Genomic DNA, 24,442 nt, shown 5'->3' with positions numbered 1-24,442 from the left:
TCAGTCCTCTCCGGCGGCGCCGGCCGCTTCGGGTGCGGCGATCGGGTCGCCGATGGTGGCGGGTGCCTCGGTACCGCGGCCTGCGCTCGCTTCGAGGTCGACGATGGAGATGACCTGCGTCGGCGTGTACTCGCTCGCGATGCGGGCGGGCGCCTCGGCGTCGGCGTCGGCGAGCTCGCGGGCCGCGCCGGCCGCGCGGTCGCGCAGGCCCAGCGCCTCGGCCGCGCGACGCTGCGCGTCGAGGGCGCGCAGATACGCGCGGTTGGGCTCGTCGGACCAGGGCACGGGCGAGCCGGGCTGCCAGCCCGCCGCGGCGAGCTGCTCGCGCGCGAGGTCGGCGGCGACGGTCGCGAAGGCGAACGCCTCGACCACGTGGCCGGACGAGTCCGCGGAGTCGGCCAGCTCGGCCCATGCGAGGGGCGATGCGGGATGGGCGGTCACGACGGCTCGGACGTCACCTCGGACGGACTCGGCGATGGCCTGCCGCACCGCGGGATCGTCGGCGAGTGACGCCTCGTTCTCGGCTGCTGTTTCGTCGGGAGTCACACTCCACCTTAGCGCGGGGACCCTCGTCAGCCCTCGGGCCGCCCCGCAAGTAGGCTTGAGGCCATGTCCAAGGTCCTCACCTCACTGCCCATCGGCGAGCGCGTCGGCATCGCGTTCTCCGGGGGCCTCGACACCTCCGTCGCCGTCGCTTGGATGCGCGAGAAGGGCGCGGTGCCCTGCACCTACACGGCCGACCTCGGCCAGCCCGACGAGCCCGACGTCGAGGCGGTTCCGGGCCGCGCGATCGAGTACGGCGCCGAGATCTCCCGGCTCGTCGACTGCCGCGCCGCGCTCGTCGAGGAGGGCCTCGTGGCCCTGCAGTGCGGCGCGTTCCACATCCGCTCCGGCGGCAAGACGTACTTCAACACGACGCCGCTCGGCCGCGCGGTGACCGGCACGCTGCTCGTACGGGCCATGATGCAGGACGGCGTCGACATCTGGGGCGACGGCTCGACCTACAAGGGCAACGACATCGAGCGGTTCTACCGCTACGGCCTGATGGCCAACCCGCGCCTGCGCATCTACAAGCCCTGGCTCGACCAGGACTTCGTCACCGAGCTCGGCGGCCGCACCGAGATGAGCGAGTGGCTGCAGGCGCGCGACCTGCCCTATCGCGCGAGCGTCGAGAAGGCATACTCGACCGACGCGAACATCTGGGGCGCGACGCACGAGGCGAAGAAGCTCGAAGAGCTCGATGCCGGCATCACGACCGTCGAGCCGATCATGGGCGTCGCGTTCTGGAGCGACGACGTCGAGATCGCCGCCGAAGACGTGACGGTGCGGTTCGAGCAGGGTCGCCCGGTCGCGATCAACGGCGTCGAGTTCGCCGACGCGGTCGAACTCGTGCTCGAGGCGAACCGCATCGGCGGCCGTCACGGGCTCGGCATGAGCGACCAGATCGAGAACCGCATCATCGAGGCGAAGTCGCGCGGCATCTACGAGGCCCCGGGCATGGCGCTGCTGCACATCACGTACGAGCGGCTGCTCAACGCGATCCACAACGAGGACACGATCGCGAACTACCACCAGGAGGGCCGCCGGCTCGGGCGCCTCATGTACGAGGGCCGCTGGCTCGACCCGCAGTCGCTCATGCTGCGCGAGTCCATCCAGCGCTGGGTCGGCTCGGCGGTGACCGGCGAGGTCACCCTGCGCCTGCGCCGCGGCGACGACTACACGATCCTGAACACCACGGGCCCTGCGCTCAGCTACCACCCCGACAAGCTCTCGATGGAGCGCGTCGGCGACCAGGCCTTCGGCCCCGAGGACCGCATCGGCCAGCTCACGATGCGCAACCTCGACATCGCCGACTCGCGCGCCCGCCTCGAGCAGTACGCGCACCTCGGCATCGTCGGCGGCGCCACGGCGGCCCTCGTCGGCGACCTCGCCGAGGGCGAGGCCGGCGAGATCACCGCCGGCCCTGCCGAGACCGACCTCGAGGCGGCCACGGATGCCGCGCTCGAGGCCGCGGCGTTCGACCTCGGCACCGACTGAGCCGCGGCATCCCGATCCCGACACGCGAGTGGGGCCCGTTCCGTTCGGAACGGGCCCCACTGCGTCGAAGGCCCTCGGGCTTCGCCTTCGTCAGCCGAGTCCCCCGCTCCGGCAACCGCGCTCGATGAACGCATCGTTGCCGGAACCCTCGTAGGAGAGAACCTCGCCGTGCCAGCTGTAGCTGAACGCGGGCCAGACGTCCTCTTCGTCCTGGTGCTTGAAGTGCGCCCGGACGACCGCGATGTTGTCGGTCTCGATGTACACGTACGGGTTCGTCTCGCTGTGGGTGGCGTGGCAGAACGCGACCTTGTGCTCGCCGTCAGCCCCGGGCTGGGTGGCGTTCGCGGCCGCTGCGGCCCCGAGCACGCTCACCGCGACGAACGGGACGGCGGCCAGGATCGCCGTGATCCTGCGTCGTTGTGCCGGCATGATGAACTCCTCTCAGTTCGATAGCCACATCCAACTCCGATCGACGCGGTGCCGACGGGCTCGCGAACCCCCAGTTGTGGGGGCCGGGTTCACGGGGCCTGTGAGCGTCCGCGCGCGATGCCGGCGAATGCGTCCGTCGCCGCCTCAGCGGTCTGGACGGCGTCGGCGCCGCTGATCTCCCCGGTGATGACGCGGGCGGCCAGACCGTCGGCCAGCGCGATCAGGCTTCGAGCGACGTGGGTGACCTCGTCCTCTGGCACGACGGCGGCGAGGTGGGTCGCGAGTTCGCGCTCCTGGCCCGATTTCGCCGCTCGAAGCAGGGCGGCCAGCTCCTCGTCGGCGACGGATGCCGCGAGGTAGGCGTGCCAGATGACCACGCCGTCGCGCGCGGCCGGGGAGGTCGGGATGGCGTGGGTGACGAGGTGCCGGACGGCCTCGGACGGCGCGAACCCGGCGAGCCGGTAGGCGGCGGCGGAGCCCTCGATCATCGCGGCGGCGCTGGCCCGAATGAGCGCGTCCTTGCTCCGGTGATAGTGCTGCACGAGCCCGACCGAGACTCCGGCGGCCTCCGCGACCGCACGGACGGAGACGCCCGCGATGCCTCGCGTGAGGATGGTGCGCCACACGCCCCGGATGATGTCACCGCGTCGGTCCACTGCACTTCCCTTCCGGATCGAAGCCGGGCTTGCTACTCTCGGCATGCCGGCAAGCAATACGATTGTATTGTATCCATGACCGGGAGGAGCGATCGTGCGCATCGGAGGGTTCCGCAGCGAGGATGGGCGAGCGAGGTTCCTCGCCGCCTACGAGGCGGCGATGGCCGAGCTCGAGCAGCCCACCACCGCGATCGACGTCGCCACTTCGTTCGGCAGCGTCCGGGCGTACCGCTGGCAGGGCGAGCAGGCGACCGCACCGCCGATCCTGCTGCTGCCCGGCCAGACCGCCGGCACGCCGATGTGGGCCGAGAACCTGGCCGACTTCCGCGCGTCCGGTCGTACGATCGTCGCCTTCGACGCGCTCGGCGACGCGGGCCTGTCGGTGCAGCACGTGCCGCTGCGATCGCTCGACGACCAGGCGCGCTGGGTCGAGGAGGCGCTCGTCGCCCTCGGCCACCAGCGCGTGCACTCGGTCGGCCACTCCTTCGGCGGGGCGACCGCCGCGAACCACGCGCTGCGGCATCCGGGGCGCATCGCCTCGCTCGCACTGCTCGAACCGGCGTTCACGCTCGGGTGGCCGCCCGCGTCGACGTTCGGTTGGGCCGCCCTCGCGACCCTGCCGGTACCGCAGTCCTGGCGTGAACGCGCCCTCGCGGCGATCGGCGGGGTGCCCGTGGAGGAGGTGCGCACCGCAGGCCCCATCGGGCGGCTCATCGCCGTCGCATCCGAGACGTTCGTGAGCCGGCTCCCCACGCCGCGGCCGCTGTCGACGGCGCAACTCGAATCGCTGTGCGTCACGACGTATGTCGCGATCGCCGGGCGGCGGTCGCTCGCGGGCGGCCCTCGGGCAGCCGCCCGCGCCCGGTCGCACCTGCCGGATGCCACGGTGGAGATCTGGCCCGAGGCGACGCACTCGCTGCCGATGCAGGTGCGCGAACCGCTCGCCGAACGACTGCGATCGTTCTGGACCGCGGCCGACCGGAGCGCCGCGCGGCCGACGGGGGTCTGACCGAACGCCGGTTCGACGCGCCTTCACCGTTCGACGCGCGCCGGTACCGCTCGGCCCGCTCGCTGCCCTACGCTCGATCGACGAGCGGGTGGGTCGCTCGACCGACCGACGGGGGACGCGATGATCTCTGCAGGCAGCACCGCGGCACGACCTGGCCGACCGGCATGAGCGCCGAGCTCGCGGCACTCATCGGGGGCCTGCTCATCCTGCTCGACTGGGTGATCCGCATCATCGCGCTCATCGTCATCCCCCGCGGGCGCAAGCCCACCGCGGCGATGTCGTGGCTGCTCGCGGTCTTCCTGATCCCGTTCGTCGGCATCGTGCTGTTCCTCTTGATCGGCAACGTGAAGCTGCCGGCGAAGCGGCGCGCGCGCCAACGCGAGATCGACGCCGCGATCGCCGAGCGCACGACCGCGAGCGACGCGCTCGTCACCGACCGGGCCGACTGGCCGGCGTGGTTCGCGACGACGGTGGCGCAGAACCGTGCCCTCACGGCGTTGCCCGCGTCGGGCGGCAACCGGGCCGAGCTGATCGGCGACTACCAGGCCTCGATCGACCGGATGGCCGCCGACATCGACACGGCCGAACGCTTCGTGCACGTCGAGTTCTACATCGGCGCCATCGACGACACGACCCGCGGCTTCTTCGCCGCGATGGAACGGGCCGTGGCGCGCGGCGTCGCGGTGCGGGTGCTCATCGACCACGTGGCATCCCGCCGCGTCTCGGTGCACGAGCAGACGTTCGCCGAACTCGACCGCATCGGCGTGCAGTGGGCGTTCCTGCTGCCGGTGCAGCCGCTGAAGGGCCGCTACCAACGGCCCGACCTGCGCAACCACCGCAAGCTCGTCGTCGTCGACGGGCGCGTCGCGTTCACGGGATCGCAGAACCTCATCGCCCGCGACTACGACTCGCCGAAGAACCGGAAGCGCGGGCTCATGTGGCAGGAGCTCGTGACCCGCGTCACCGGCCCCGTCGTGGCATCCGTCAACGCGGTCTTCCTCTCCGACTGGTACGCCGAGACCGGCGAGCAGCTCGTCGACACCGAGCACGTGCCGGCGGCCGAGGTGGCGAGCCGTTCGATGGACACCGGGCACGAGGCATCCGACGCCCTCGTCTGCCAGGTGGTGCCGAGCGGCCCGTCGTACGAGCAGGAGAACAACCTGCGGCTGTTCCTCTCGCTCGTCGCGTCGGCGCAGGAGCGCGTGATCATCACGAGCCCCTACTTCGTGCCCGACGAGGCGATGATGTACGCCATCACGTCGGCGCGCCTGCGCGGGCTCGACGTGCAGCTGTTCGTCTCGGAGATCGGCGACCAGGGCTCGGTCTGGCACGCGCAGCGCTCCTACTACGAGCCGCTGCTGCGCGCGGGCGTGCGCATCTGGCTCTACCCCGGCCCGTACATCCTGCACGCGAAGCACCTCTCGATCGATGACGACGTCGCGGTGATCGGGTCGAGCAACATGGACATCCGCTCGTTCAACCTCAACTTCGAGATCTCGCTGCTCGTGCGCGGACGCTCGTTCGTCGACGACATGCGCGAGGTCGAGCAGGGGTACCGGGCGATCAGCCGCGAGCTGACGCTCGAGGAGTGGGAGCGAGAGCCCGCGAAGGCGACGTTCCTCGACGGCGTCGCGCGGCTCACGTCGGCGCTGCAGTGAGGGCGCCGGGATAGGAGGCGCGGATGCTGCAGGCGATCGGCCACATCCTCCCGATCGCGCTCGCCGTCGCGATCAGCTCGGTGCCGATCATGGCGACGATCATGATCCTGCTCTCGCCCAAGGCGGCGCGCACCTCGTTGCCGTTCCTGCTCGGCTGGGTGCTGGGCATGGCGGCGCTGGTCAGCGTGACCACGATCAGCGCCCAGGCGATCCCGTCGCCGCGGTCCGACCGCCGCCCGGAGACGGCGATCGGGATCGCGGAGATCGTCGTCGGCATCGCCCTCGTGGTGCTCGCCGTCATCCAGTGGCGGCGTGCCCGCGCGAACCCCACGAGGGCGCTGCCGAAATGGCTGCGCACGATCGACCGGGTCGGTCCGTGGAGTGCGCTCGGCATCTCGCTGGCGTTGAACGTGCGGCCGAAGGCGCTGTTGCTGGCGATCGCCGCCGGTCTCGCGATCCGCGCGCCCGGCCTCACCGTCGGCGAATCAGCGGTCGTGATCGCGATCTACACCGTCGTCGGCGCGTCGACCGTCGCCGTGCCCGTGCTCATGGCGCTCATCCATCCGCAGGGCATGCAGCCGCGCCTCGAGGCGACGAAGGCCTGGCTCGTGCGCAACAGCACGATCGTCACGGCGCTCATGGTCATGTTGATCGGCGTGGTGGTCATCGGGGCGGGACTGTCGGAGCTTTGAATTTGCACATCAGTGTGCAAGTTCGTACACTGGATGCATGCCGACCTCCGTCGATGCGGGCCGCCGAGCCCCACGACGAGACGCGGCGGAGAACCGTGAATCCCTGCTCGCCGCCGCCGCCGGTGCGCTCGCCGAGGCATCCGACGCCTCACTCGAGGCCATCGCCCGCTCGGCCGGGCTCACCCGGCGAGCGGTGTACGGCCATTTCGCCAACCGCGACGAGCTCGTGATCGCCCTCGTCGACCGCGGCACGCGCCGGCTCAACCGCATCGCGACGGGCGTGCACCATCCCGACGCCCCGGTCGCCCTCGCCCTGCTCGGCGCACGCCTGTGGGACGCGGTCGAGCACGTGCGCCTGCTCGCCGCCATGGCCGTGCGCGACCCCTACGTCGACCGCGTCGCGGCGGCGCTCGCGCCCGTGCGCGCCGAGCTGCTCGCCATCGTCGAACGCGGCGGCCGCGACGGCTCGCTGCGCGGCGACGTGCCGCCTGCGGTGCTCGCGCGCCTGATCGAGCAGTCCGCGCTCGCGGTCCTCGCCGAGGCGGGGCGTCCGGCAGCCGAGCTCGCCGCCGGCGACGCCCGCCGTCTCGTGATGCTCGCGGTGCTCGGCACGGCGGGCCTGTCGTGGACCGAGGCGGGCGAGCTCATCCAGACGACCACCGAGCTCGCGCCCGAGCCCGCGGAGGCGACCGCCCCGTGAGAATCGACGTCCGTGCGGTCCGCAAGGGCCGCGGCGGCCAGGTGCTGCCGGCCACGACCCTCGGCTTCGAGTCGGGGCGGGCCACGCTCGCCCGCGCCGAGACCGAGCAGCGCCCCACCGTGCTCGGGCTGATCGCCTCGGGGCGCATGCGACCCGACGCGGGCACCGTCACGCTCGACGGGCGAGCCGACGCCCGGGGCATCCGTCGCCGCGTCGCGCTCGTCGACGCGCCCGAGGTCTCCGATCCCGCGCCGAACGTCACCGTCGCGGGCGTCGCCGCCGAGGAGCTCATGTTCGCGGGCATCCCGTCGAACCCGGTCTCCGTCTCGCGCTGGCTCGGCGACCTCGGCCTCCACCACCTCGCCCGACGGCCGATCGCGACGGTCGACCCGCTCGACCGGCTGCGGCTGCTCACCGAGCTCGCGATCCTCCGCGACGGGGTCGAGGCGCTCGTCATCGTCTCGCCCGACCGCCACGGCGGCGACCCGATCGCCTGGTGGGAGCTCGCGAAGCGCCTCGCCGACCGCGGGTTCGCGGTGCTCGTGATCGCCGGGGATGCCTCGGCCGCCGCCATCGGCGCGGGCGCCATGCTCGCGCGCATGCAGGCCGACGACGACACCGACGACCCGATGCCGCTGGCCGAGGGAGGGTTCGCGTGAAGATCCCGCAGATGATCGCGGCCGAACTGCGCCGGCTCACCTCCACGCGGATGTCGGTGCTCGCGCTGCTGGCCCTCGTCGCGGTGCCCGTGCTCTACGGCGGGCTCTACCTCTGGGCGAACCAGGACCCGTACGCGAAGTTCCCCGAGGTGCCGGTCGCACTGGTCGTCGCCGACGCGGGCAGCCCCGCGACCGACGACACCGCCGCCCGCAACGTGGGCGAGGAGGTCGCCGACGAGCTCGTCGCCCGCAACGTGGGCGAGGAGGTCGCCGACGAGCTCGTCGCCGACGGCGCGTTCGCGTGGCACCGCGTGTCCGCCGAGGAGGCGGAGGCCGGGCTCGACGCGTCGCGCTACGACTTCGCCGTGACCTTCCCGGCCGACTTCTCGGAGGCGCTCGCCTCCGTCTCGACGGATGCCCCGCGCCGGGCCGAGATCGTGCTCGCGACGAACGACGCCAACAGCTACCTCGCCGGCACGATCGGCGAGCAGGCGGTCGAGCGCATTCGTGCGGCGGTCGCGCAGCAGGTCGGCGAGGAGGCCGCGTCGACCCTGCTCGGAGCCGTCCACACCGTGCGCGGCAGCCTGGTCGACGCGGCCGACGGCGCGGCGCGACTGGCCGACGGCGCGGTCGCCGCGGTCGACGGCGCGGCGCAGCTCGACGACGGCGCCGCACAGCTCGCCGACGGCACGGCCGCGCTGCGCGACGGCACCGCGCAGCTGCGAGACGGCTCGACCGAACTCGCGGCGGGCGCGGCGCAGGTCGCCGACGGCAACGAACAGCTCGCGGCGACCGCCGACCGGGTCGGAGCGGCCGTCGGCGAGGCGGCCGCCGCCGTGCCGCAGGCCCGGGCCGACATCGAGGCCGCCCTCGTCGAGCAGGGCGTCGACCCGGCGACCATCGACGCCGTGCTGGCCCGGCTCGACACGGTCGGCGACCGCGTCGCGACGGGTGACGCGCGCGTCCAGGAGGCCGTCGGCGAGATCGACCGGCTCGCCGCCGGCAGCCGGCAGGTCGCCGACGGGGCATCCGCCCTCGCCGGCGGAGCGAGCGCTGCCGCCGACGGCGCCGCGCAGGCGGCCGACGGCGCCGCGCAGCTGCGCGATGGCGCCGGCACCCTCGCGTCGGGGCTCGGCGAACTCGCCGACGGCACCGCGACCCTGCGCGACGGCCTCGCCGACGGCGCCGCGCAGCTGCCCGACACGACGCAGGAGACCCGCGACGCGCAGGCCACGACGATCGCCGACCCGATCACGGTCGAGTCCGACTCGGCGGCGCGCGCCGACAGCTACGGCGCAGGCCTCGCCCCGTTCTTCGCCGCGCTCGCCGGATGGATCGGCATCTATGCCCTGTTCCTGATCGTGAAGCCGATCTCCCGGCGCGCGATCACGGCGCTGCACTCGCCGATCCGCATCACCCTCGCCGGCTGGCTCACACCGGCCCTCCTCGGCGGCGTGCAGATGCTCGGCCTCTACGCGACGCTCGCGGTGACCCTCGGCTTCTCGATGAGTCATCCGCTCGCCGTCATCGGCGTCATGCTGCTCGCCTCGGCGACGTACGCGGCGATCATCCTGGCGTTGAACGTCTGGCTGGGGTCGGTCGGCCAGTTCCTCGGGCTCGTGCTCATGGTGCTGCAACTCGTGACCGCGGGCGGCACGTTCCCCTGGCAGACACTGCCCGCGCCGCTCGCCGCGCTGCACCAGGTGCTGCCGATGGGCTACGTCGTCGACGCCCTGCGGCAGGCCATGTACGGCGGCGACCTGTCGCGCGCGGCGGCCGACGCCGGGGTGCTCGCGATCTGGCTCGGCGCGGCGCTCGTCGCGTCGGCGATCGGCGTCACGCGCATGACGCACGCCCGCACCCTCCGCGACCTGCAGCCGAGCCTCATCGGATAGCCACGGGATACCCCGCCACGCGTGACGCGGCGACCGGACGCGGCTAGCGTGAGGGCATGACGGAGATCACCGACGATCTGCCAGCCCGCCTCCTGCACGAGGAGCACGCCGGATGGCGCGCCATCGTCGGCGGACACGGCGGCGAGCACTACGCCCGTGCGATGACCCGCGACGCCCTCATGGTGGTCGAGGGCGCCGTGCTCGGTCGCGACGACATCCTCGCCGCGTTCCGCACTGCCCCGCCGTGGGACAGCTACGAGCTGCACGAGCCCGCGGTCATCCGCCTCGGCCCGCGTGCGGGCGTGCTCGTCTACCGAGCGGTCGCGCGGCGGGGTGACGACACCGCCAACCTGCGGATGTCGACGACCTACCTCTATGACGACGGCGCGTGGCGCGTCGCCGCGCACCAGCAGACGCCCGCCTGACGCCGACACGGGGCGGATGCCGCGGACGGGGCATCCGGCGCTTCGTCACTCCAGCGGCGTCGCCGCCCTCGTCACAGCCACTTGCGCTGCTTGAAGATCGCGTACAGCGTGAACGCGAACCCGATCATCAGCGCGATCGCGAACGGATAGCCCCACGGCTCGTCGAGCTCGGGCATGAAGTCGAAGTTCATGCCGTAGATGCCCGCCACGAGGCTCGGTGCGAAGATGATCGCCGCCCAGCTGGAGATCTTCTTCGTCTGCTCGCTCTGCGCGAGGCTCGTCTCGGTCAGCCGCTTCATCTCCTCGTTCTGCCGCTGGCCGACGAGCGTCGCGTGAACCGTCAGCGCGTTCTGCAGCAGCTGGCGGAACCCCTCGCCGCGCTCGACGATGCGGATGGAGTGGTCCTTCACGTCGCGCAGGTAGCGCTGCAGCTCCACGTCGACGCCGTACTTCTCGAACCCGCGCTCGAGGGTCGCGATCATGTCGACGATGGGCCGGGTAGCGCGCTGGAACTCCATCACCTCGCTCGAGAGGTCGTAGATGCGGCGGGTGACCTCGGGATCGCCCGAGAAGAGCTGGTCCTCGATCTCGTCGATGTCGTTCTCGAGGCCGGCGACGACCGGCGCGTATTCGTCGACGACCTCATCGAGCACGGCGTACAGCACCGCCTCCGTACCCCGGCGCAGCAGCTCGGGGTTGCCCTCGAGGCGACGGCGCACCCGGCCGAGGTCGGGCGACTCGGCGTGCCGGATCGAGACCGCGAAGGCGGCGCCGACGAACAGGTGCACCTCGCCGAACTCGACCTGCTCGCTCGCGTCGAGGTAGCGCCCGGGACGCAGCACCGCGAAGAGCGTGTCGCCGTACCGCTCGAGCTTCGCCCGCTGGTGGCCCTTGCGCGCGTCCTCGACGGCGAGTGCGTGCAGGCCGAACTCGGCGGCCACCGCGTCGAGCTCGGCATCGGTCGGCCGGTAGAGCCCGATCCACGCGAACCCGCCGTGCGCGGCAAGGGTCTCGAACGTCTCCTCGAGGGAGTCGGGCGTGGCCACGCGCACCCCGTCGCGGTAGATCGCGTTGTCGACGACGGTCATGGGCGACAGTCTTCCCTATGCGGGGACCCGGGTTTCCGCGCCATGCGGGTCGGTGGGCGGGCCGGCGTTCGGGTCGGCGAGGGTCGCGGCGCGGGGGTCCCAGCCGGCGGGTAGCGCGCTCGCCCGCTCGACCTCGCTCGAGAGCCGCACCGGCGCCCCGCCGGAGGCCGCATCGCGGACCGCGCTCATCACCTCGAGCACGTGCAGCGCGAGTTCGCCGCTCGCGCGAGCCGGCACCCCGGCGCGGATGGCGCGGGCGAGCTCCACCACGCCGATGCCGCGAGTGTCGCCCGACGCCTCCACGCGCACCTCGACCGGCGCGTTCGGATCGTCGGCGTCGACGCGCCAGAGCATCGTGGTGCCATGGAACGAGTTCGGGTCGGGCAGCGCGATCGCGCCGGACGTGCCGGCGACCTCGAGCACGGTCGGCACCCGGCGCGGTGACTGGAAGCTGAAGACCGCCTGCGCGATGCCGCCGTCGCGGAACTCGAGGAGCGCCGCGTGGTAGGTCGGCACCAGCACGGGGAATTCGGTGCCGGCCCTCGGCCCCGAGCCGATCGTGCGCGTCGGCCTCGAACGGCTCGATGCGGCGCTCACCCGCGCGACGGGGCCGAGCAGTTGCACCAGTGCGGTCAGTGAGTAGGGGCCCATGTCGAACAGCGGGCCGGCTCCCGGCGCGAAGAGGAACTCGGGGTTCGGATGCCACGACTCGGGCCCAGTGCCCTGGAACAGCACGATCGCGGTGAGCGGGGTGCCGATCGCCCCGTCGTCGACGAGCCGCTGCGCGGCCTGCAGGCCGCCGCCCAGGAAGCTGTCGGGCGCGCTGCCGACCCGCAGGCCGAGTGCTCCGGCGCGTCGCAGCAGACGTCGTCCGTCGGCGAGGTCCAGCGCCAGCGGCTTCTCGGCGAAGACGTGCCGGCCACTCTCGAGCACCCGGAGGCCGACGTCGACGTGCGCGGCCGGCACGGTGAGGTTCACCACCAGTTCGACGCCGTCGTCGTCGAGCAGCGCGTCGACGGTACCGGCCCGCGGCACGCCGAATCGCGCGGCCTGCGCCTCGGCCCGCAGCGGGTCGAGGTCGGCCACGAAGCGCACGTCGAGGTCGGGGAAGCGGGTGAGGTTGCCGAGGTACTGCTCGCTGATGTTGCCGGCGCCGATCACGCCGACGCCCATGCGTCCGGTGGGCGCGCGGCCGACGTGCCCACCGGAGGGGTGCGCGCGGCCGACGTCGTCGCGGCCGGCGTGCCCGCGCCCTGCCGCCTCGGTCCCGCTCATCGGGCGCCCTCCGGCTCGCGCACCCACGCGGCGCTCGCCGCGAGTGCCTCGAACACGTCGCCGGGAGCGGCGTCGAACTCGAGCACGCGCGTGGCATCCGGGACCGCGCGCAGCACGCCGCGCAGGTCGGCGCGGCCCGCGCCCGCCGGCACCTGCGTGGCGGGGTCGAGCTCGAGCGGGCCGTCCTTGACGTGCAGGTGGCGGATGCGCCCGGCAAGGCGCGTGCCCAGGGCGACGAGGTCGACGCCCGCCGTGGCGGCCCAGTAGGCGTCGAGCTCGAGCACGACCTCTGGCGCGAGGTGATCGGCGAAGTGCTCGAACGCGGTTCGGCCCCCGACATCGCCGAACTCCCACCAGTGGTTGTGGTAGCCGACGACGAGTCCGGACGCGGCCGCGTCGACGGCGAGCGCGTTCAGTCGGCCGGCGATGCGATCGACGGATGCCGCATCGTCCCATCCTTCGCGGACGGCCGGCTCGATCACCGTCGTGACGCCCAGTTCGCGCGCCGCGGCGAAGACGTCGGCGACGTCGGCGTTGCCGACGATCCTGGCATGCGCGACGGGCGCCCGGAGCGGGAGGTCGCCGAGGGGTCCGGCGAGGATGGGCCCCCAACGCACGAGGTCGAACAGCTCGACCTCCTCGAAGCCGAGCCCGACGAGTCGTTCGAACGCCGCGCGGGGGTCGTCGGCGAGCGCTTCGCGGACGGAGTAGAGCTGGACGGAGAGGGATGCCACGTGCGGCCTTTCACTGGTGCGGGGATGGGTCGGAGGAGTCGCGCCGGGTTCGGCCGGCCGCGCCCGGGTGGGCCGGAGGCGCCGGCCTCGGCTCAGGGCGACTCGAGGAAGCCGTCAGGCCGGCGCACCTGCGCCGCCCAGCGCTCGTGCGCGTACGGCTGCGGCTCGAAGCGGGCCGCGGCGCGCTCGTCGAGCCCGATGCCCCAGCCCGGCGCCGGCGACGGCGCCAGGTGGCCCTGCTCGGGCTGCAACGTGCCGGGGAACACCTCGACCGCGGCATCCGAGTAGACGTGCCCCTCCTGGATGCCGAACGCCGGGCTCGCGACGTCGAGCGCGACGTTCGCGGCGGCGCCGAACGGCGACACGTCGGCCGGAGCGTGCCACGCCGTGCGCACGCCCTCGAGTTCGCAGAGCGCGGTGAGGCGCGTCGCCGGCGTCAGCCCGCCGACGGCCGAGACGTGCACGCGGAGGAAGTCGATGCCGCCCCGGCGCACGGCGCCCGCCGCCGCGCTCGCCGAGGTGAACAGCTCGCCCACCGCGATCGGCACGCGCGAGGCGGCGCCGAGCTCGGGCAACCGGTCGTACGCCTCGGGCGGGATCGGGTCCTCCAGGAAGAACGGCCGGTACGGCGCCAGGTCGTCGGCGAGCGTGCGCGCCTCGCGCACGGAGAGCCTCGAATGCGCGTCGTGCAGCAGTTCGACGTCGGCGCCGAGCTCCTCCCTGGCCCGCCGGAACAGCTCGGGCGTCGCCCGCAGGTACTGCCGCGGATCCCAGCCGTCGGGGTACGGCGAGTCGGGGTATCCGCCGCCCCAGCGGGGCGTTCCGTAGCTGCCCAGTCCCGGCTGGCGCGACTGGATGCGCACATGGCCGACGCCGCTCGCGAGGATCGCACGCGCCTCGTCGAGCGTCTGCTCGACCGTGTCGCCGCCCGCGTGCAGGTAGATCGGCGCCGCGGCGCGCACGCGACCGCCGAGCAGCTCGTACACCGGCATGCCGGCCCGCTTCCCTGCGAGATCCCACAGCGCCTGGTCGATGCCGGAGATGGCCGAGTTGCCGACGGGTCCGTCGCGCCAGTAGCCCGAGTGGTGGAGCATCCGCACGAGGTCGCCGCGATCGGCGGGATTGCGGCCGACGACCAGGGGCGCGAGGTGCACGACCAGGCGCGCGACCGCGGCAAACTGCTGGGCGAAGGTCGCGCAGCCGTACCCGACAAGCCCGTCCTCGCTGGTCTCGATGCGGACGATGACGAGTGCGACGCCCTCGGGCGCGGTGACGATCGGGCGGACGCGCGTGATGCGCACCCCGTCGCGGTCCTCCCACGGCGCGCGCGTCTCGGCCATGGGCTCGTCGAGCGCGGCGATCGTCGTCACTTCAGCCCCGTGAAGCCGATGCCGCTGACGATCTGCCGTTGGAACGCCAGGAACACGATGATGGGCGGCACGCTCGCGATGACGAGGCCCGCGATCAGGTACGCCGGATCGGTGTTCTGGGCCAGCCTCGGGAGCGCGACGGACAGCGGTTGCAGCGCCGGGTCGGTCAGCACGATGAGCGGCCAGAGGAAGTCCTTCCACGCCGTCATGATCGCCAGCAGCGAGATCACGGCGAGGATCGGCTTCGACATGGGCAGCACGATGCGCCGGAAGATCGTGAACCAGCCCGCGCCGTCGACCTGCGCCGCCTCGAACAGCTCGCGCGGGATCGCGTCGAAGAACTGCTTGGCGAGCAGGATGTTGAACGCGTGCGCGCCGGCCGGGAGCCAGACCGCCCACGGGGTGTCGGCGATGGAGATGCCGATCCCCGGCAGGTCGAGCACGGTCAGGTAGAGCGCGATGAGGGTCACCGTGCCCGGCACGAACAGCGTGACGAGCAGCGCGGCGTAGACGTACCTGCCGTACCAGGGCCGGATCACGGCGAGCGCGAAGCCCGCGGTGGCCGCGACGATCAGCTGCACGACCCACGAACCGGCCACGAGCCACACGGTGTTCCAGAGGTACTGGCCGATGCCCAGCAGGTTCCACGCGTCGGCGAGGTTCGACCACATCGGCGGGTCGGGCCAGAGCGCGAGCGGACGCTGCACGAGGTCGGTCGTCGTGGAGACCGCGGCCCGGGCCATCCAGATCAACGGAAGCGCGCCGAGCAGCACGAGGCCGGCGAACAACGCCGTGTGGATCCCGCGCCATCCGTACCGGGTGCCGCGGCGACCCCAGTCGTGCGGCGAGAGGATGCGGCGCCCGGGCGACGGCGGCCGGCGGCCGGGTGCGGCTCGGAGCGCGGCGGCTCGGAGGGCAGCCGGGCGGAGGACGGGCGCGGTCACGAGGAGCTCCAGGATCGGGTCAGGCGGAGGTAGACGGCCGAGACGATGACGAGCACGACCGCGAGCAGCACGCTCAGCGCCGTCGCGACGCCGTAGTTCCCGAACAGGAACGCGTACCGGTAGATCATCAGCAGCACCGTCACGGTCGCGTTCGCCGGGCCGCCGTCGGTCATCACGTAGGGCTCGGTGAAGACCTGCAGCGCGCCGATGATCTGGAGCAGCAGGAGCACGAGGATGACGCCGCGCATCTGCGGCAGCGTGACGTGCCAGACGCGCTGCCAGATGGATGCCCCGTCGAGCTCGGCGGCCTCGTAGAGCTCGGTGCTCACCCCGGCGAGCGCGGCGAGGTAGATCAGGATCGCGGTGCCGGCGCCCGACCAGGTCGCGACGATGACGAGGCTCGGCATCGCGAGCTCGGGCGACTGCAGCCACGGGAAGGGCCCGAGCCCGACGAGGCCGAGCGCCGAGTTGACGACGCCGTTCTCGCCCGGCGCGAAGAAGACCTTCCACAGCAGGACGGACACCACCGGCGGGATCACGACCGGCAGGTAGGCGAGGACCCGCGCGAGCGCGCCGCCGCGGCGGAGTTCGGACATCGCCACGGCGACGAACAGCGGGATCGGCAGGCCGATGAGCAGCGAGAGGGCTGCGAACCAGAGCGTGTTGAGCGCGGCCGTCGGCAGGAGCGGGTCGGCGAACAGCTGCTCGAAGTTGGCCCAGCCCACCCACTCGGCCGGATCGACGAGGTTGGTCTGCTGGAACGCGAGCACCACGCTCCGAGCGATCGGCCACCACGCGAAGTACCCGAACAGCACGAGCGCGGGCACGAGGAAGACGAGGCCGGCCAATGACGCGCGCCGCCGCATGCCCGGCACCCGCCGGCGGGGAGGCGCGGCGGCGGGTGCCGGGTGCCGGGGCGCCTCCCCGGCCGGCGAGGTCGTCGGCACGGGGAGGCGGGTCGGGGCGGAGGTCATCCCTGCGCCTGCTCCAGGATGGTGTTCACCCGCGCCTCGGCGTCGTCGAGCAGTCGGTCGATGTCCGCGTTCGGGTCGGTGAGCACGGCCTGCACGAGCGGGTCGAGTGCGGCGTAGATCTCCTGCGAGGCGACGACCGGCTCGGCCACGTAGGCGAGCGTGTCGAGTGAGGCGACGTACGGGTCGAAGTTCTCGACCGGCACGTTCACGAACTCGGCGATGGCCTCCTGGATCTCGGCGTACCGCGCTTCATCGAAGAGCGGCAGCGCCGGCACGCCGACGGGGAGGCCGTCCTCAGCCGAGACCTCGGCGTACGCGGCCGCGACCTCGGGGTCGTAGTTGGGCCGCAGTGCGCGGAACTCCATCCACTTGACCGCGGCATCACGTTCCGCGGCGCTGGCCTTGGCGTTCACCATCAGCACGGTGGCACCGGCCAGCGTCGCCTCCCCTCCGCCCTGCGGCATCGCGGCGGCTCCGTAGATCTCGGGGTCGCCCCCGGCCGCGACGTACAGCGGGTAGAGGTCGGGCGGCGCCGAGACCCACATGCCGACGTTGCCCGCGGTGAACTCGGCCAGCAGGTCCTCCTGCTTGCCGAGGACGTTGTCGCCCATCGAGTCGTCCTCGAAGCGCGTCTGCTTCCACCACTCGAGCACGTCGCGCGTCGGCTCGTCGTTGAACGAGGCGGTCCACGTGCCGTCGGATCCCTGCTCGATCATGGTGCCGCCGTTGGTGTAGGTATAGCCCGTGAGGTGCCATCCGCCCGAGTTGTTCGTCGAGATCTCGCCGAACCCGGTCTTGCCCGTCGCGTCGCTGATCTGCTTCGCGGCCTCGCGCACCTCCTCCCAGGTGGTGGGCGGCGCGTCGGGGTCGAGGCCGGCCTCTTCGAACAGCGCGCGGTTGTAGACGAGCCCGAACGCGTAGCTCTTCTCAGGCAGCCCGTACACCGCATCATCGCGCTCGAGGAACTCCATGATGCGCGGGTTCAGCTCGTCGAAGCTCTCCAGTTCGGATGCCTCGGCCGCGATGTCGGCCACCTGGCCGCGCTCGATCAGCGAGGGCGGCTCGGTCAGCGGCACGCGAAGGAGGGTCGGCGCGCTGCCGCCGGCCAGTCGTGCGGCGAAGGTCTTGGCGTCCCAGGGCATGTCGGAGCCCACGACGCGGATGTCGGGGTTGGCCTCCTCGAACTCCGCGACCTGCTGCTGGAACAGCTCCAGTGCCGCGGTGTTGGTCGCTGCGGGCATCCCCATGACGCTGATGACGACGACGCCGTCGTCCTCCTCGTCGGCGGGCGCCGCGCACCCGGCGAGGCCGGCGACGACGGCGACGGCCGCCGCGATGCCGACGACGCGGCGCTTGTGTGTGCTCATGTCCACTCCTCTTGGCGTGCTGCTGGTCGCAGCTTGGTCGGATTCGCGTCACGTCGCGGAATGTCGATGAGGGAGCAGGGCACCACGTCGTGACCCGATCATCATTCAATCAATGTTTCATTTTCGCAATACCCCTCGTGAATTTCTTTGTTTCAGTTTCTGACAGTTGAACTTTGTGCGCTTCGTGTGATCCAATCGCCACATGACGATCAGTCCGGCGACCGCGCAGGCCCGAGCGAACTCCGGCGGCCTCCGCCCGCGCGGCCTCGTGGTGATGGGCCCCACCCACTTCGGCGACCTGTTCGACGGGCCGAGGCTGGACCGTCTCCGCGCGCTCGCCGACCTCCGCGGTCCGCTTCCCGCTCGCGGCTTCGACGAGGTCGCGGTCCGCGACGAACTCGCGCAGGCCGAGGTGCTGATCACCGGCTGGGGCAGCCCGCCCGTCACCGCCGACGTCCTCGGCGCGGCCCCGAGGCTTCGCGCCGTCTTCCACGCAGGGGGCTCGGTCAAGCGGCACATCGACGCCGCGGGCTGGGCGCGCGGGCTGGTCGTCACCTCCGCCGCGACGGCGAACGCCACACCGGTGGCCGAGTTCGCGCTCGCCACGATCCTGCTCGAGGGCAAGCGCACCTGGCGCTACATCCAGGGCTACCGAGCGCATCGCGACGGCGACGACGGCTGGCGCCGCGGCATCCCGCCCGCGATCAACCTCGGCGGCACCGTCGGGCTCGTGGGCCTGTCGCGCGTGGGACGGCGAGTGGCCGAACTCCTGCGCCCGTTCGACCTGACGGTGCTCGTCGCCGATCCGACCGTGGCCGACGTCGAGGCGGCGGCCCTCGACGCGCGACTCGTGCCGCTCGACGACCTCCTCCGCGAGGCCGACATCGTCAGCCTCCACGCACCCGAGCTCCCCGAAACGCGGGGCCTGCTCGACCGGCGCCGCCTCGGCCTCCTGCGCGACGGCAGCGTCCTCATCAACACCGCCCGGGGCGCCTTGATCGACCACGACGCGCTGGTCGACGCGTGCCGCTCCGGCCGCATCCGCGCGGTCCTCGACGTCACCGACCCCGAGCCTCTCCCCGCCTCCTCCCCGCTCTACGACCTGCCGTCCGTCCAGCTCACGCCGCACATCGCGGGCGCCATGCACGGCGAGACGCACCGGCTCGCCGACTCGACGCTCGATGACCTGGAGCGGTTCACACAGGGCCTGCCGCTGCGATGGGCGGTCGATTCCGTCGCCCTGGATCTGCTCGCCTGAACAGATCGCCGCGTCACAACCTCACGAACCGCACGAGATCGGAAGCCCGCGTGATCGATAATGTGAAACAGTTGAGCGCCCCGCCGGCCATGATGGCCGGAACGCAGCCGTCTCCCACTCCGGAAGGACTCGCCATGCTCGCGGCCGAACGTCGAGCCCGCATCATCGCGCGCGCCCAGGAGGACGGCGCCGTGCAGATCGCTCGCCTCGTGGAAGAGCTCGGCGTCTCCCACGTGACCATCCGCCGCGACCTCGACACCCTCGTCGACGAGCGCATCCTCGACAAGGTCCGGGGCGGCGCGATGCTCCGCTCGGGCGACACGGCCTCGACGACCGCGACATCCCCCGCCTTCGACGGATCGATCGGCGTCGTCATCCCGACCTCGTACTACTACCGGCACGTCGCCGTCGGCATCGCCGAGGTGCTTCGCGAGCGCGGTGCCGAGATGAAGCTCGTCGTCTCCGAGTACGACCCCGACGAAGAGGGGCGCCTCCTCGACGAGCTCGTCCGCGACGAGGTCGCCGGCATCCTCTTCGCGCCATCGATCCAACTCGACGAGGACGGTGCCGAGTTGGGCCGTCGGCTGGCGCAGCTGCCCGTGCCCGTCGTGCTGGTCGAGCGTCAGCTCCCGGGCGGCGGCCTCGGCGGTGGGTCGTCCGTGCGGTCGGCGCACGAGCTCGGCGCTGCGGGCGCGGCCGAGCACCTGATCGCGCTCGGACATCGCCGTATCGCGATCGTGAGCCGGGGCCGCACCCAGAGCGCCGACTTCGTGCGCCGCGGCTGGCATGAGGCGATCGGCCGTGCGGGCCTCGAGTCCGAGTCGCTCGCGCTCGGCGCCGCTGAACTCGGCGTCGGCCCGAGCTGGGCCTCCGGCGGCGTCGAGTCCGTGCTCGACCGGATTCGCGAGCACGGCGCGACGGCCCTCTTCTGCCACGGCGACGAGAACTCGCTGCTGGCGCTCATGCAGCGCGCCCGGGGCCTCGGGCTCACCGTTCCCGACGACCTGTCGATCATCGCCTACGACGACGAGATCTCGGCGCTGGCCGACCCGCCGCTGTCGGCCGTCGCCCCCGACCGCGCGCAGGTCGGCGTGCTCGCCACCCGCATGCTCCTCGAGCGCATCGCCGAGGGGCCGGACGCTCCGGTCGTGCATGCGCAGGTCGAGCCCCGCCTGAACGTTCGGGCCTCCACCGCGGCGCCACGGGGATGACCGCCGATCCGCGCCGCGTCCTCGTGACCGGCGCCGGCGGGCGCGTGGGGCGAGCCGTGCTCGACCTGCTCGCCGCGCGCGGCATCGCGGGCTCGGCCCTGGTGCGCACGCCGGCAGACCGCGGGACTGCGGCCCGGCACGGTGCCGACCACCTCGTGGTCGGCGATGCCGGCGACCCCGCCGCCGTCGACGAGGCCATCGCGGGCGCCGACGCCGTCGTCCACCTCGCCGCGCGGCCGTCGCCGCACGAGGGCACGGCCGTCGAGGTGTTCGGCGAGAACACGCGCGCGACGTTCGTCGTGCTCGACGCCGCGAGCCGGCACGGCGTCGGCCGGGCGGCCATCGCGAGCAGCTACGCGATCTGCGGTCTGCCGTTCGCCACGCGCCCGCTCGCCGCCCCGTACCTGCCGTTCGACGCCGGCATCCCCCTGCAGCCGACCGACCCGTACGCCCTGGGCAAGCGCGTCGACGAGGCGACCGCCGACCTGTTCGCCCGTCGCGACGACCTGCGCGTCGTGTCGCTGCGGCTGCCGTTCATCGGGTCGGCGACCGAGCTCGCCGGGCAGGCCGCCCGGTTCCGCGCCGACCCGGCCGCGGGAGCACCCGACCTTTGGAGCTACCTCGACACGCGCGACGCGGCGCGCGCGATGCTCGCCGGACTCTCGCCGAGCGCACCGGGCGCGCACGTCGTCTACGTCGCCGCACCCGATGTCCTGAGCCCCCTCGACACCGAGCACCTGCTCGACGCCTACCATCCCGGCGTGCCGCGCCGGCGACGCTTCGCGGGACGCGAGGTGCCGATCGACCTCGAACCCGCCGAGCGACTGCTCGGGTTCCGTGCGGAGCATTCATGGATTCCGACCTCATGACCGGCGCGCTCGCGGTGCGCGCCGGGGCGCTCGAGCTCTCGTTCCTGCCTTCGCCCGGCGGTCGACTGTGGGCGGTGCGCGTCGACGGCATCGACCTGCTCTGGCGCGACGAACGCGCATGGCAGGCGCCGGAGGGGGCGTGGACCAACGCGGGCGGCTCGAAGGCCTGGCCGGCGCCGCAGGATTCGTGGGGCGGACCGCCCGGGCCCATCGACGGCTCGCCGTTCCGGGCGAGCGTCGCGCGGATCGGCGACGTGCAGCGCGTGACCCTCATCGCGGCACCGGATGACGCCACGGGCCTGCAGGTCGAGCGCCGGTTCGACGTGCCGGATGACGGCCGCGGGTTCCGCCAGCGCACCGAGTTCCGCAATGCCGGACCGCGGCCGGTGACCTGGGCGATCTGGGAGGTCTGCCAGGTGCCGGCGGAACCGGGTTGCACGGTGCTGGTCGCGGCCGACGCTCGACCGCCCGTCGAACTGGGCGGGGAAGTTCGCGCGACGCACTCCGAGGGGTCGTGGCGGGTCCGGCTGCACGGCGCCGACGGCAAGGTCGGGTTCCCCCACGCGACCGGACGGGCCGGGTACCGGCTCGCCTCCGGAGCCGGGTTCGATTGGGCATTCGACCCCGAGCCCGGCCTGCCGCATCCCGACGCCGACAGCCGGGTCGCGGTCTACGCCCGCAGGGGGGCGTCGTTCGCTCCGGGCGCACCGGGCAGCGCGTACGGCGAACTCGAGGTCATGGGCGCCCTCACGACCCTGGCGCCCGGAGCGAGCACCGCGCAACGGATCGACTGGACGGTGGTACCCGCCCCCTGACGGTCAGCCGCTCGCGGGCGCTGCGTGGCTCAGGATCCACGAGTGCATGGCGATCGCCGCCGCGGCGCTCGCGTTCAGCGACCGGGTCGAGCCGTACTGGGTGATCTCGACGACGACGTCGGCGGCGGCCTGCGCCTCGGGCGACAGTCCCGGCCCCTCCTGTCCGAAGAGCAGCACGCACCGCTCGGGCCACGCGAACGCCTCGATCGGCACGGCCCCGGGCACGTTGTCGACGGCGATGATCGGCACGGATGCCTCGTGCGCCCACGCCGCGAATGCCGCGACATCGGCGTGGTGGTCGAGGTGCTGGTAGCGGTCGGTCACCATGGCGCCGCGCTTGTTCCAGCGCCGCCGGCCGATGATGTGCACGGTGTCGGCGGCGAACGCGTTGGCGGTGCGCACGATCGAGCCGATGTTCATGTCGTGCTGCCAGTTCTCGATCGCGACGTGGAACGGATGCCTCGTCCGGTCGAGGTCGGCCACGATCGCCTCGAGCCGCCAGTACCGGTAGCGGTCGACGACGTTGCGGGCGTCGCCGTGCTCGAGCAGTTCGGGGTCGTAGTGCGGGTCGTCGGGCCACGCCTCGGGCCCGCCCGGCCACGGCCCGACGCCGTGCGCCGGAAGCTCGGGCTCGGGCTCGGGCTCGGGTGCGGGCTCGGGCTCGGGGTCGGTGGCATCCGAATCACGATCGGTCACCTCACCAACGTATCCGGCCCCAGGTGCCCCGCCGGGTGGGACCGACCGGAGGAGATCCAGGCCGACACGCCCTGCCGCGGCGGCGCGCCGCGCAGATTCTCCTTCGGTTTGCACTTTCGGTGCGCCGAAAGATGTGTACGATTTCGGCATGCCGAAAACGCTCGACGACGAGACGACGCAGCCGGAGCCCGCCCGGCCGGGGCCGGCGCAACCCGAGACGCACCCCGGCACCGAGACGCACCCCGGCACCGAGCCGCGGTCCGGGCGCCGACCGGGCCCACGGCCTCGGCGCGAGGCATCCGTACCTCGCATCGCCTGGCTGATCGGGCCGGCGCTCGTCGCAGGCGTCGCGTATCTCGACCCCGGCAACGTCGCGAGCAACATGACGGCGGGCGCGCAGTACGGCTACCTGCTCGTGTGGGTCGTGGTGCTGGGGAACGTGATGGCCTGGCTCATCCAGTACCTGTCGGCCAAGCTCGGCATCGTCACCGGCCGCAGCCTGCCCGAGGTGCTCGGCGGCCGCCTGCGCAACGCGTGGAGCCGGCGCGCGTACTGGCTGCAGGCCGAACTCGTCGCGATGGCGACCGACCTCGCCGAGGTCATCGGCGGCGCCGTGGCGCTCAACCTCCTGTTCGGCGTGCCGCTCATCTGGGGCGGGCTCATCACGGGCACGGTGTCGATGGTGCTGCTCGTCGTGCAGTCGCGACGCGGTCCGCGCACGTTCGAGTTCGTCATCGTCGGCCTGCTCGCGATCATCGCGGTCGGGTTCACGGTCGGCGTCTTCGTGGCCCCGCCCGATCCCGCGGGACTCTTCGCCGGTCTCGTGCCGCGGTTCGCCGACACCAACTCGGTCCTGCTCGCGGCATCCATCCTGGGCGCCACGATCATGCCGCACGCGATCTACGCGCACTCGGCGCTCTCGCGCGACCGGTTCGCGACGCCGGGCGGGCAGGCCGGCGGTGCGGATGCCTCGGCCCGAGGCATCCCCTCGACCGGCGCCGTCCGGGGCCCCTCGTGGCTCCGCATCACCCGCGGAACCGACGCTCCCGAACTGCTGCCGGGCACGGCGACGCGCCTCCCGACCGACGCGCTGCTGCGCGCGACGCGGTGGGATGTCACGATCGCGATGGCGATCGCCGGCACCGTGAACCTCTGCATCCTGCTGCTCGCGGCCGTGAACCTGGCGGGCGTTCCGGGCACCGACAGCCTCGAGGGCGCCTACGCGGCACTCGACGCGGCACTCGGCCCCGTCATCGCCACCCTCTTCGCGGTGGGGCTGCTGGCCTCGGGCCTCGCGTCGACGTCGGTCGGCGCCTACGCGGGCGCCGAGATCATGCACGGGCTGCTGCGGGTGCGCATCCCGCTGCTGCTGCGCCGTCTGGTGACGCTCGTGCCCGCGCTCGCGATTCTCGCCCTCGGCTTCGACCCGACGCTCTCGCTGGTGCTCAGCCAGGTCGTGCTGAGCTTCGGCATCCCGTTCGCGCTCGTGCCGCTCGTCTGGCTGACGGCGAAGCAGGGCCTCCTCGGCCGCTGGCGCAACCACTGGGCGACGACGGCCGCGGGCGTCGCGGCATCCGTGTTCCTGATCACGCTGAACGGGATGCTGCTCTGGCTCGTGCTCACGGGCGCCTGAGGCGAGGGGCCACACGTGCCGCGGCGCACCCTCCGCCGCGGCCCGCTC

The 24,442-nt window shown here is 72.8% G+C and carries 24 protein-coding genes; 13 read left to right on the top strand and 11 right to left on the bottom strand.

Annotation, left to right across the window (positions count from 1 at the left end):
• Positions 1 to 546 carry a DUF3151 family protein gene (locus GE115_RS05065; protein WP_172979712.1) on the bottom strand — a complete coding sequence of 182 codons (546 nt, stop codon included), beginning with the start codon at positions 544 to 546 and terminating at the stop codon, positions 1 to 3.
• A gap of 63 nt (positions 547 to 609) precedes the next feature.
• Here GE115_RS05065 and argG point away from each other — a divergent pair, with 63 nt between their 5' ends.
• Positions 610 to 2,037: an argininosuccinate synthase gene (argG, locus tag GE115_RS05060; protein ID WP_153683682.1), complete on the top strand. Its 1,428-nt coding sequence runs from the start codon at positions 610 to 612 to the stop codon at positions 2,035 to 2,037.
• A gap of 90 nt (positions 2,038 to 2,127) precedes the next feature.
• On the opposite strand, the gene GE115_RS05055 is transcribed toward argG, so the two are convergent.
• Positions 2,128 to 2,466 carry a hypothetical protein gene (locus GE115_RS05055; RefSeq protein ID WP_153683681.1) on the bottom strand — a complete coding sequence of 113 codons (339 nt, stop codon included), beginning with the start codon at positions 2,464 to 2,466 and terminating at the stop codon, positions 2,128 to 2,130.
• An 89-nt stretch (positions 2,467 to 2,555) separates the two neighbouring features.
• Entirely contained in the window at positions 2,556 to 3,122 is a 567-nt protein-coding gene (locus tag GE115_RS05050) for a TetR/AcrR family transcriptional regulator (protein ID WP_172979710.1), read from the bottom strand.
• A 94-nt stretch (positions 3,123 to 3,216) separates the two neighbouring features.
• Here GE115_RS05050 and GE115_RS05045 point away from each other — a divergent pair, with 94 nt between their 5' ends.
• From GE115_RS05045 to GE115_RS05015, 7 genes are all read left to right on the top strand, one after another.
• Positions 3,217 to 4,131, top strand: coding sequence for an alpha/beta fold hydrolase (locus tag GE115_RS05045; protein WP_153683679.1), 915 nt, complete (start codon positions 3,217 to 3,219; stop codon positions 4,129 to 4,131).
• A 164-nt stretch (positions 4,132 to 4,295) separates the two neighbouring features.
• Positions 4,296 to 5,789 carry a cardiolipin synthase gene (gene cls, locus GE115_RS05040; protein ID WP_153683678.1) on the top strand — a complete coding sequence of 498 codons (1,494 nt, stop codon included), beginning with the start codon at positions 4,296 to 4,298 and terminating at the stop codon, positions 5,787 to 5,789.
• A 23-nt stretch (positions 5,790 to 5,812) separates the two neighbouring features.
• Positions 5,813 to 6,481 (top strand): GAP family protein, encoded by a 669-nt coding sequence (locus tag GE115_RS05035; protein ID WP_153683677.1) that lies wholly within the window; start codon positions 5,813 to 5,815, stop codon positions 6,479 to 6,481.
• A 37-nt stretch (positions 6,482 to 6,518) separates the two neighbouring features.
• The gene (locus GE115_RS05030; protein ID WP_153683676.1) at positions 6,519 to 7,181 is read left to right on the top strand and encodes a TetR/AcrR family transcriptional regulator; all 663 of its coding nucleotides are present in this window, start codon (positions 6,519 to 6,521) and stop codon (positions 7,179 to 7,181) included.
• Positions 7,178 to 7,840: a hypothetical protein gene (locus GE115_RS05025; RefSeq protein WP_216648756.1), complete on the top strand. Its 663-nt coding sequence runs from the start codon at positions 7,178 to 7,180 to the stop codon at positions 7,838 to 7,840. The genes GE115_RS05030 and GE115_RS05025 overlap by 4 nt, the downstream gene beginning before the upstream one ends.
• Positions 7,837 to 9,735 carry a YhgE/Pip family protein gene (locus GE115_RS05020; protein WP_312854909.1) on the top strand — a complete coding sequence of 633 codons (1,899 nt, stop codon included), beginning with the start codon at positions 7,837 to 7,839 and terminating at the stop codon, positions 9,733 to 9,735. Before GE115_RS05025 ends, GE115_RS05020 begins: the two co-directional genes overlap by 4 nt.
• 56 nt (positions 9,736 to 9,791) lie before the next feature.
• A complete protein-coding gene (locus tag GE115_RS05015) occupies positions 9,792 to 10,160 on the top strand; it encodes a nuclear transport factor 2 family protein (RefSeq protein WP_153683675.1) in 369 nt (122 codons plus the stop codon).
• A gap of 71 nt (positions 10,161 to 10,231) precedes the next feature.
• Here the strand turns inward: GE115_RS05015 and GE115_RS05010 are convergent, their stop codons facing one another.
• From GE115_RS05010 to GE115_RS04980, 7 genes are all read right to left on the bottom strand, one after another.
• Positions 10,232 to 11,248, bottom strand: a complete 1,017-nt coding sequence (locus tag GE115_RS05010; protein ID WP_153683674.1) for a magnesium and cobalt transport protein CorA — start codon at positions 11,246 to 11,248, stop codon at positions 10,232 to 10,234.
• A 15-nt stretch (positions 11,249 to 11,263) separates the two neighbouring features.
• Positions 11,264 to 12,421, bottom strand: a complete 1,158-nt coding sequence (locus GE115_RS05005) for a Gfo/Idh/MocA family protein (RefSeq protein WP_246190591.1) — start codon at positions 12,419 to 12,421, stop codon at positions 11,264 to 11,266.
• A gap of 98 nt (positions 12,422 to 12,519) precedes the next feature.
• Complete coding sequence (locus GE115_RS05000; RefSeq protein ID WP_216648755.1) at positions 12,520 to 13,257, bottom strand: sugar phosphate isomerase/epimerase family protein; 738 nt, start codon at positions 13,255 to 13,257, stop codon at positions 12,520 to 12,522.
• 92 nt (positions 13,258 to 13,349) lie between these two features.
• Entirely contained in the window at positions 13,350 to 14,627 is a 1,278-nt protein-coding gene (locus GE115_RS04995) for an enolase C-terminal domain-like protein (RefSeq protein WP_312854908.1), read from the bottom strand.
• Positions 14,624 to 15,571, bottom strand: coding sequence for a carbohydrate ABC transporter permease (locus GE115_RS04990; protein ID WP_312854907.1), 948 nt, complete (start codon positions 15,569 to 15,571; stop codon positions 14,624 to 14,626). Before GE115_RS04990 ends, GE115_RS04995 begins: the two co-directional genes overlap by 4 nt.
• The gene (locus GE115_RS04985) at positions 15,568 to 16,545 is read right to left on the bottom strand and encodes a carbohydrate ABC transporter permease (RefSeq protein WP_153683671.1); all 978 of its coding nucleotides are present in this window, start codon (positions 16,543 to 16,545) and stop codon (positions 15,568 to 15,570) included. The genes GE115_RS04990 and GE115_RS04985 overlap by 4 nt, the downstream gene beginning before the upstream one ends.
• Entirely contained in the window at positions 16,542 to 17,912 is a 1,371-nt protein-coding gene (locus GE115_RS04980; RefSeq protein WP_153683670.1) for an extracellular solute-binding protein, read from the bottom strand. Before GE115_RS04980 ends, GE115_RS04985 begins: the two co-directional genes overlap by 4 nt.
• 202 nt (positions 17,913 to 18,114) lie before the next feature.
• Here GE115_RS04980 and GE115_RS04975 point away from each other — a divergent pair, with 202 nt between their 5' ends.
• The 4 genes from GE115_RS04975 (at position 18,115) to GE115_RS04960 (ending at position 22,065) form a co-directional block, all read left to right on the top strand.
• Positions 18,115 to 19,170: a hydroxyacid dehydrogenase gene (locus GE115_RS04975; RefSeq protein ID WP_153683669.1), complete on the top strand. Its 1,056-nt coding sequence runs from the start codon at positions 18,115 to 18,117 to the stop codon at positions 19,168 to 19,170.
• A 134-nt stretch (positions 19,171 to 19,304) separates the two neighbouring features.
• Positions 19,305 to 20,381 (top strand): substrate-binding domain-containing protein, encoded by a 1,077-nt coding sequence (locus tag GE115_RS04970; protein WP_172979708.1) that lies wholly within the window; start codon positions 19,305 to 19,307, stop codon positions 20,379 to 20,381.
• Positions 20,378 to 21,250 (top strand): NAD-dependent epimerase/dehydratase family protein, encoded by an 873-nt coding sequence (locus tag GE115_RS04965; protein ID WP_153683667.1) that lies wholly within the window; start codon positions 20,378 to 20,380, stop codon positions 21,248 to 21,250. Before GE115_RS04970 ends, GE115_RS04965 begins: the two co-directional genes overlap by 4 nt.
• The gene (locus GE115_RS04960) at positions 21,232 to 22,065 is read left to right on the top strand and encodes a hypothetical protein (RefSeq protein ID WP_153683666.1); all 834 of its coding nucleotides are present in this window, start codon (positions 21,232 to 21,234) and stop codon (positions 22,063 to 22,065) included. The genes GE115_RS04965 and GE115_RS04960 overlap by 19 nt, the downstream gene beginning before the upstream one ends.
• A gap of 3 nt (positions 22,066 to 22,068) precedes the next feature.
• Here the strand turns inward: GE115_RS04960 and GE115_RS04955 are convergent, their stop codons facing one another.
• Complete coding sequence (locus GE115_RS04955) at positions 22,069 to 22,761, bottom strand: TrmH family RNA methyltransferase (protein WP_312854906.1); 693 nt, start codon at positions 22,759 to 22,761, stop codon at positions 22,069 to 22,071.
• Positions 22,762 to 22,909: 148 nt separating this feature from the next.
• Between GE115_RS04955 and GE115_RS04950 the strand changes: the two genes are divergently transcribed.
• Entirely contained in the window at positions 22,910 to 24,394 is a 1,485-nt protein-coding gene (locus tag GE115_RS04950; protein WP_153683665.1) for an Nramp family divalent metal transporter, read from the top strand.
• Positions 24,395 to 24,442 lie beyond the last annotated feature (48 nt).

It is taken from the genome of Agromyces agglutinans (assembly GCF_009647605.1).
GTDB lineage: Bacteria > Actinomycetota > Actinomycetes > Actinomycetales > Microbacteriaceae > Agromyces > Agromyces agglutinans.
Note: the sequence above shows the minus strand (reverse complement) of the source record. Positions and strands in the feature narration are given on the sequence as shown.

Bases quoted from the DNA above. Each gene is read 5' to 3' on its own strand.
- argG (WP_153683682.1), top strand. From the start codon at position 610: ATGTCCAAGGTCCTCACCTCACTGCCCATCGGCGAGCGCGTCGGCATC.
- GE115_RS05055 (WP_153683681.1), bottom strand. From the start codon at position 2,466: ATGCCGGCACAACGACGCAGGATCACGGCGATCCTGGCCGCCGTCCCG.
- cls (WP_153683678.1), top strand. From the start codon at position 4,296: ATGAGCGCCGAGCTCGCGGCACTCATCGGGGGCCTGCTCATCCTGCTC.
- GE115_RS05035 (WP_153683677.1), top strand. From the start codon at position 5,813: ATGCTGCAGGCGATCGGCCACATCCTCCCGATCGCGCTCGCCGTCGCG.
- GE115_RS05030 (WP_153683676.1), top strand. From the start codon at position 6,519: ATGCCGACCTCCGTCGATGCGGGCCGCCGAGCCCCACGACGAGACGCG.
- GE115_RS05015 (WP_153683675.1), top strand. From the start codon at position 9,792: ATGACGGAGATCACCGACGATCTGCCAGCCCGCCTCCTGCACGAGGAG.
- GE115_RS05010 (WP_153683674.1), bottom strand. From the start codon at position 11,248: ATGACCGTCGTCGACAACGCGATCTACCGCGACGGGGTGCGCGTGGCC.
- GE115_RS05005 (WP_246190591.1), bottom strand. From the start codon at position 12,421: ATGGGCGTCGGCGTGATCGGCGCCGGCAACATCAGCGAGCAGTACCTC.
- GE115_RS04985 (WP_153683671.1), bottom strand. From the start codon at position 16,545: ATGACCTCCGCCCCGACCCGCCTCCCCGTGCCGACGACCTCGCCGGCC.
- GE115_RS04980 (WP_153683670.1), bottom strand. From the start codon at position 17,912: ATGAGCACACACAAGCGCCGCGTCGTCGGCATCGCGGCGGCCGTCGCC.
- GE115_RS04975 (WP_153683669.1), top strand. From the start codon at position 18,115: ATGACGATCAGTCCGGCGACCGCGCAGGCCCGAGCGAACTCCGGCGGC.
- GE115_RS04970 (WP_172979708.1), top strand. From the start codon at position 19,305: ATGCTCGCGGCCGAACGTCGAGCCCGCATCATCGCGCGCGCCCAGGAG.
- GE115_RS04965 (WP_153683667.1), top strand. From the start codon at position 20,378: ATGACCGCCGATCCGCGCCGCGTCCTCGTGACCGGCGCCGGCGGGCGC.
- GE115_RS04960 (WP_153683666.1), top strand. From the start codon at position 21,232: ATGGATTCCGACCTCATGACCGGCGCGCTCGCGGTGCGCGCCGGGGCG.
- GE115_RS04950 (WP_153683665.1), top strand. From the start codon at position 22,910: ATGCCGAAAACGCTCGACGACGAGACGACGCAGCCGGAGCCCGCCCGG.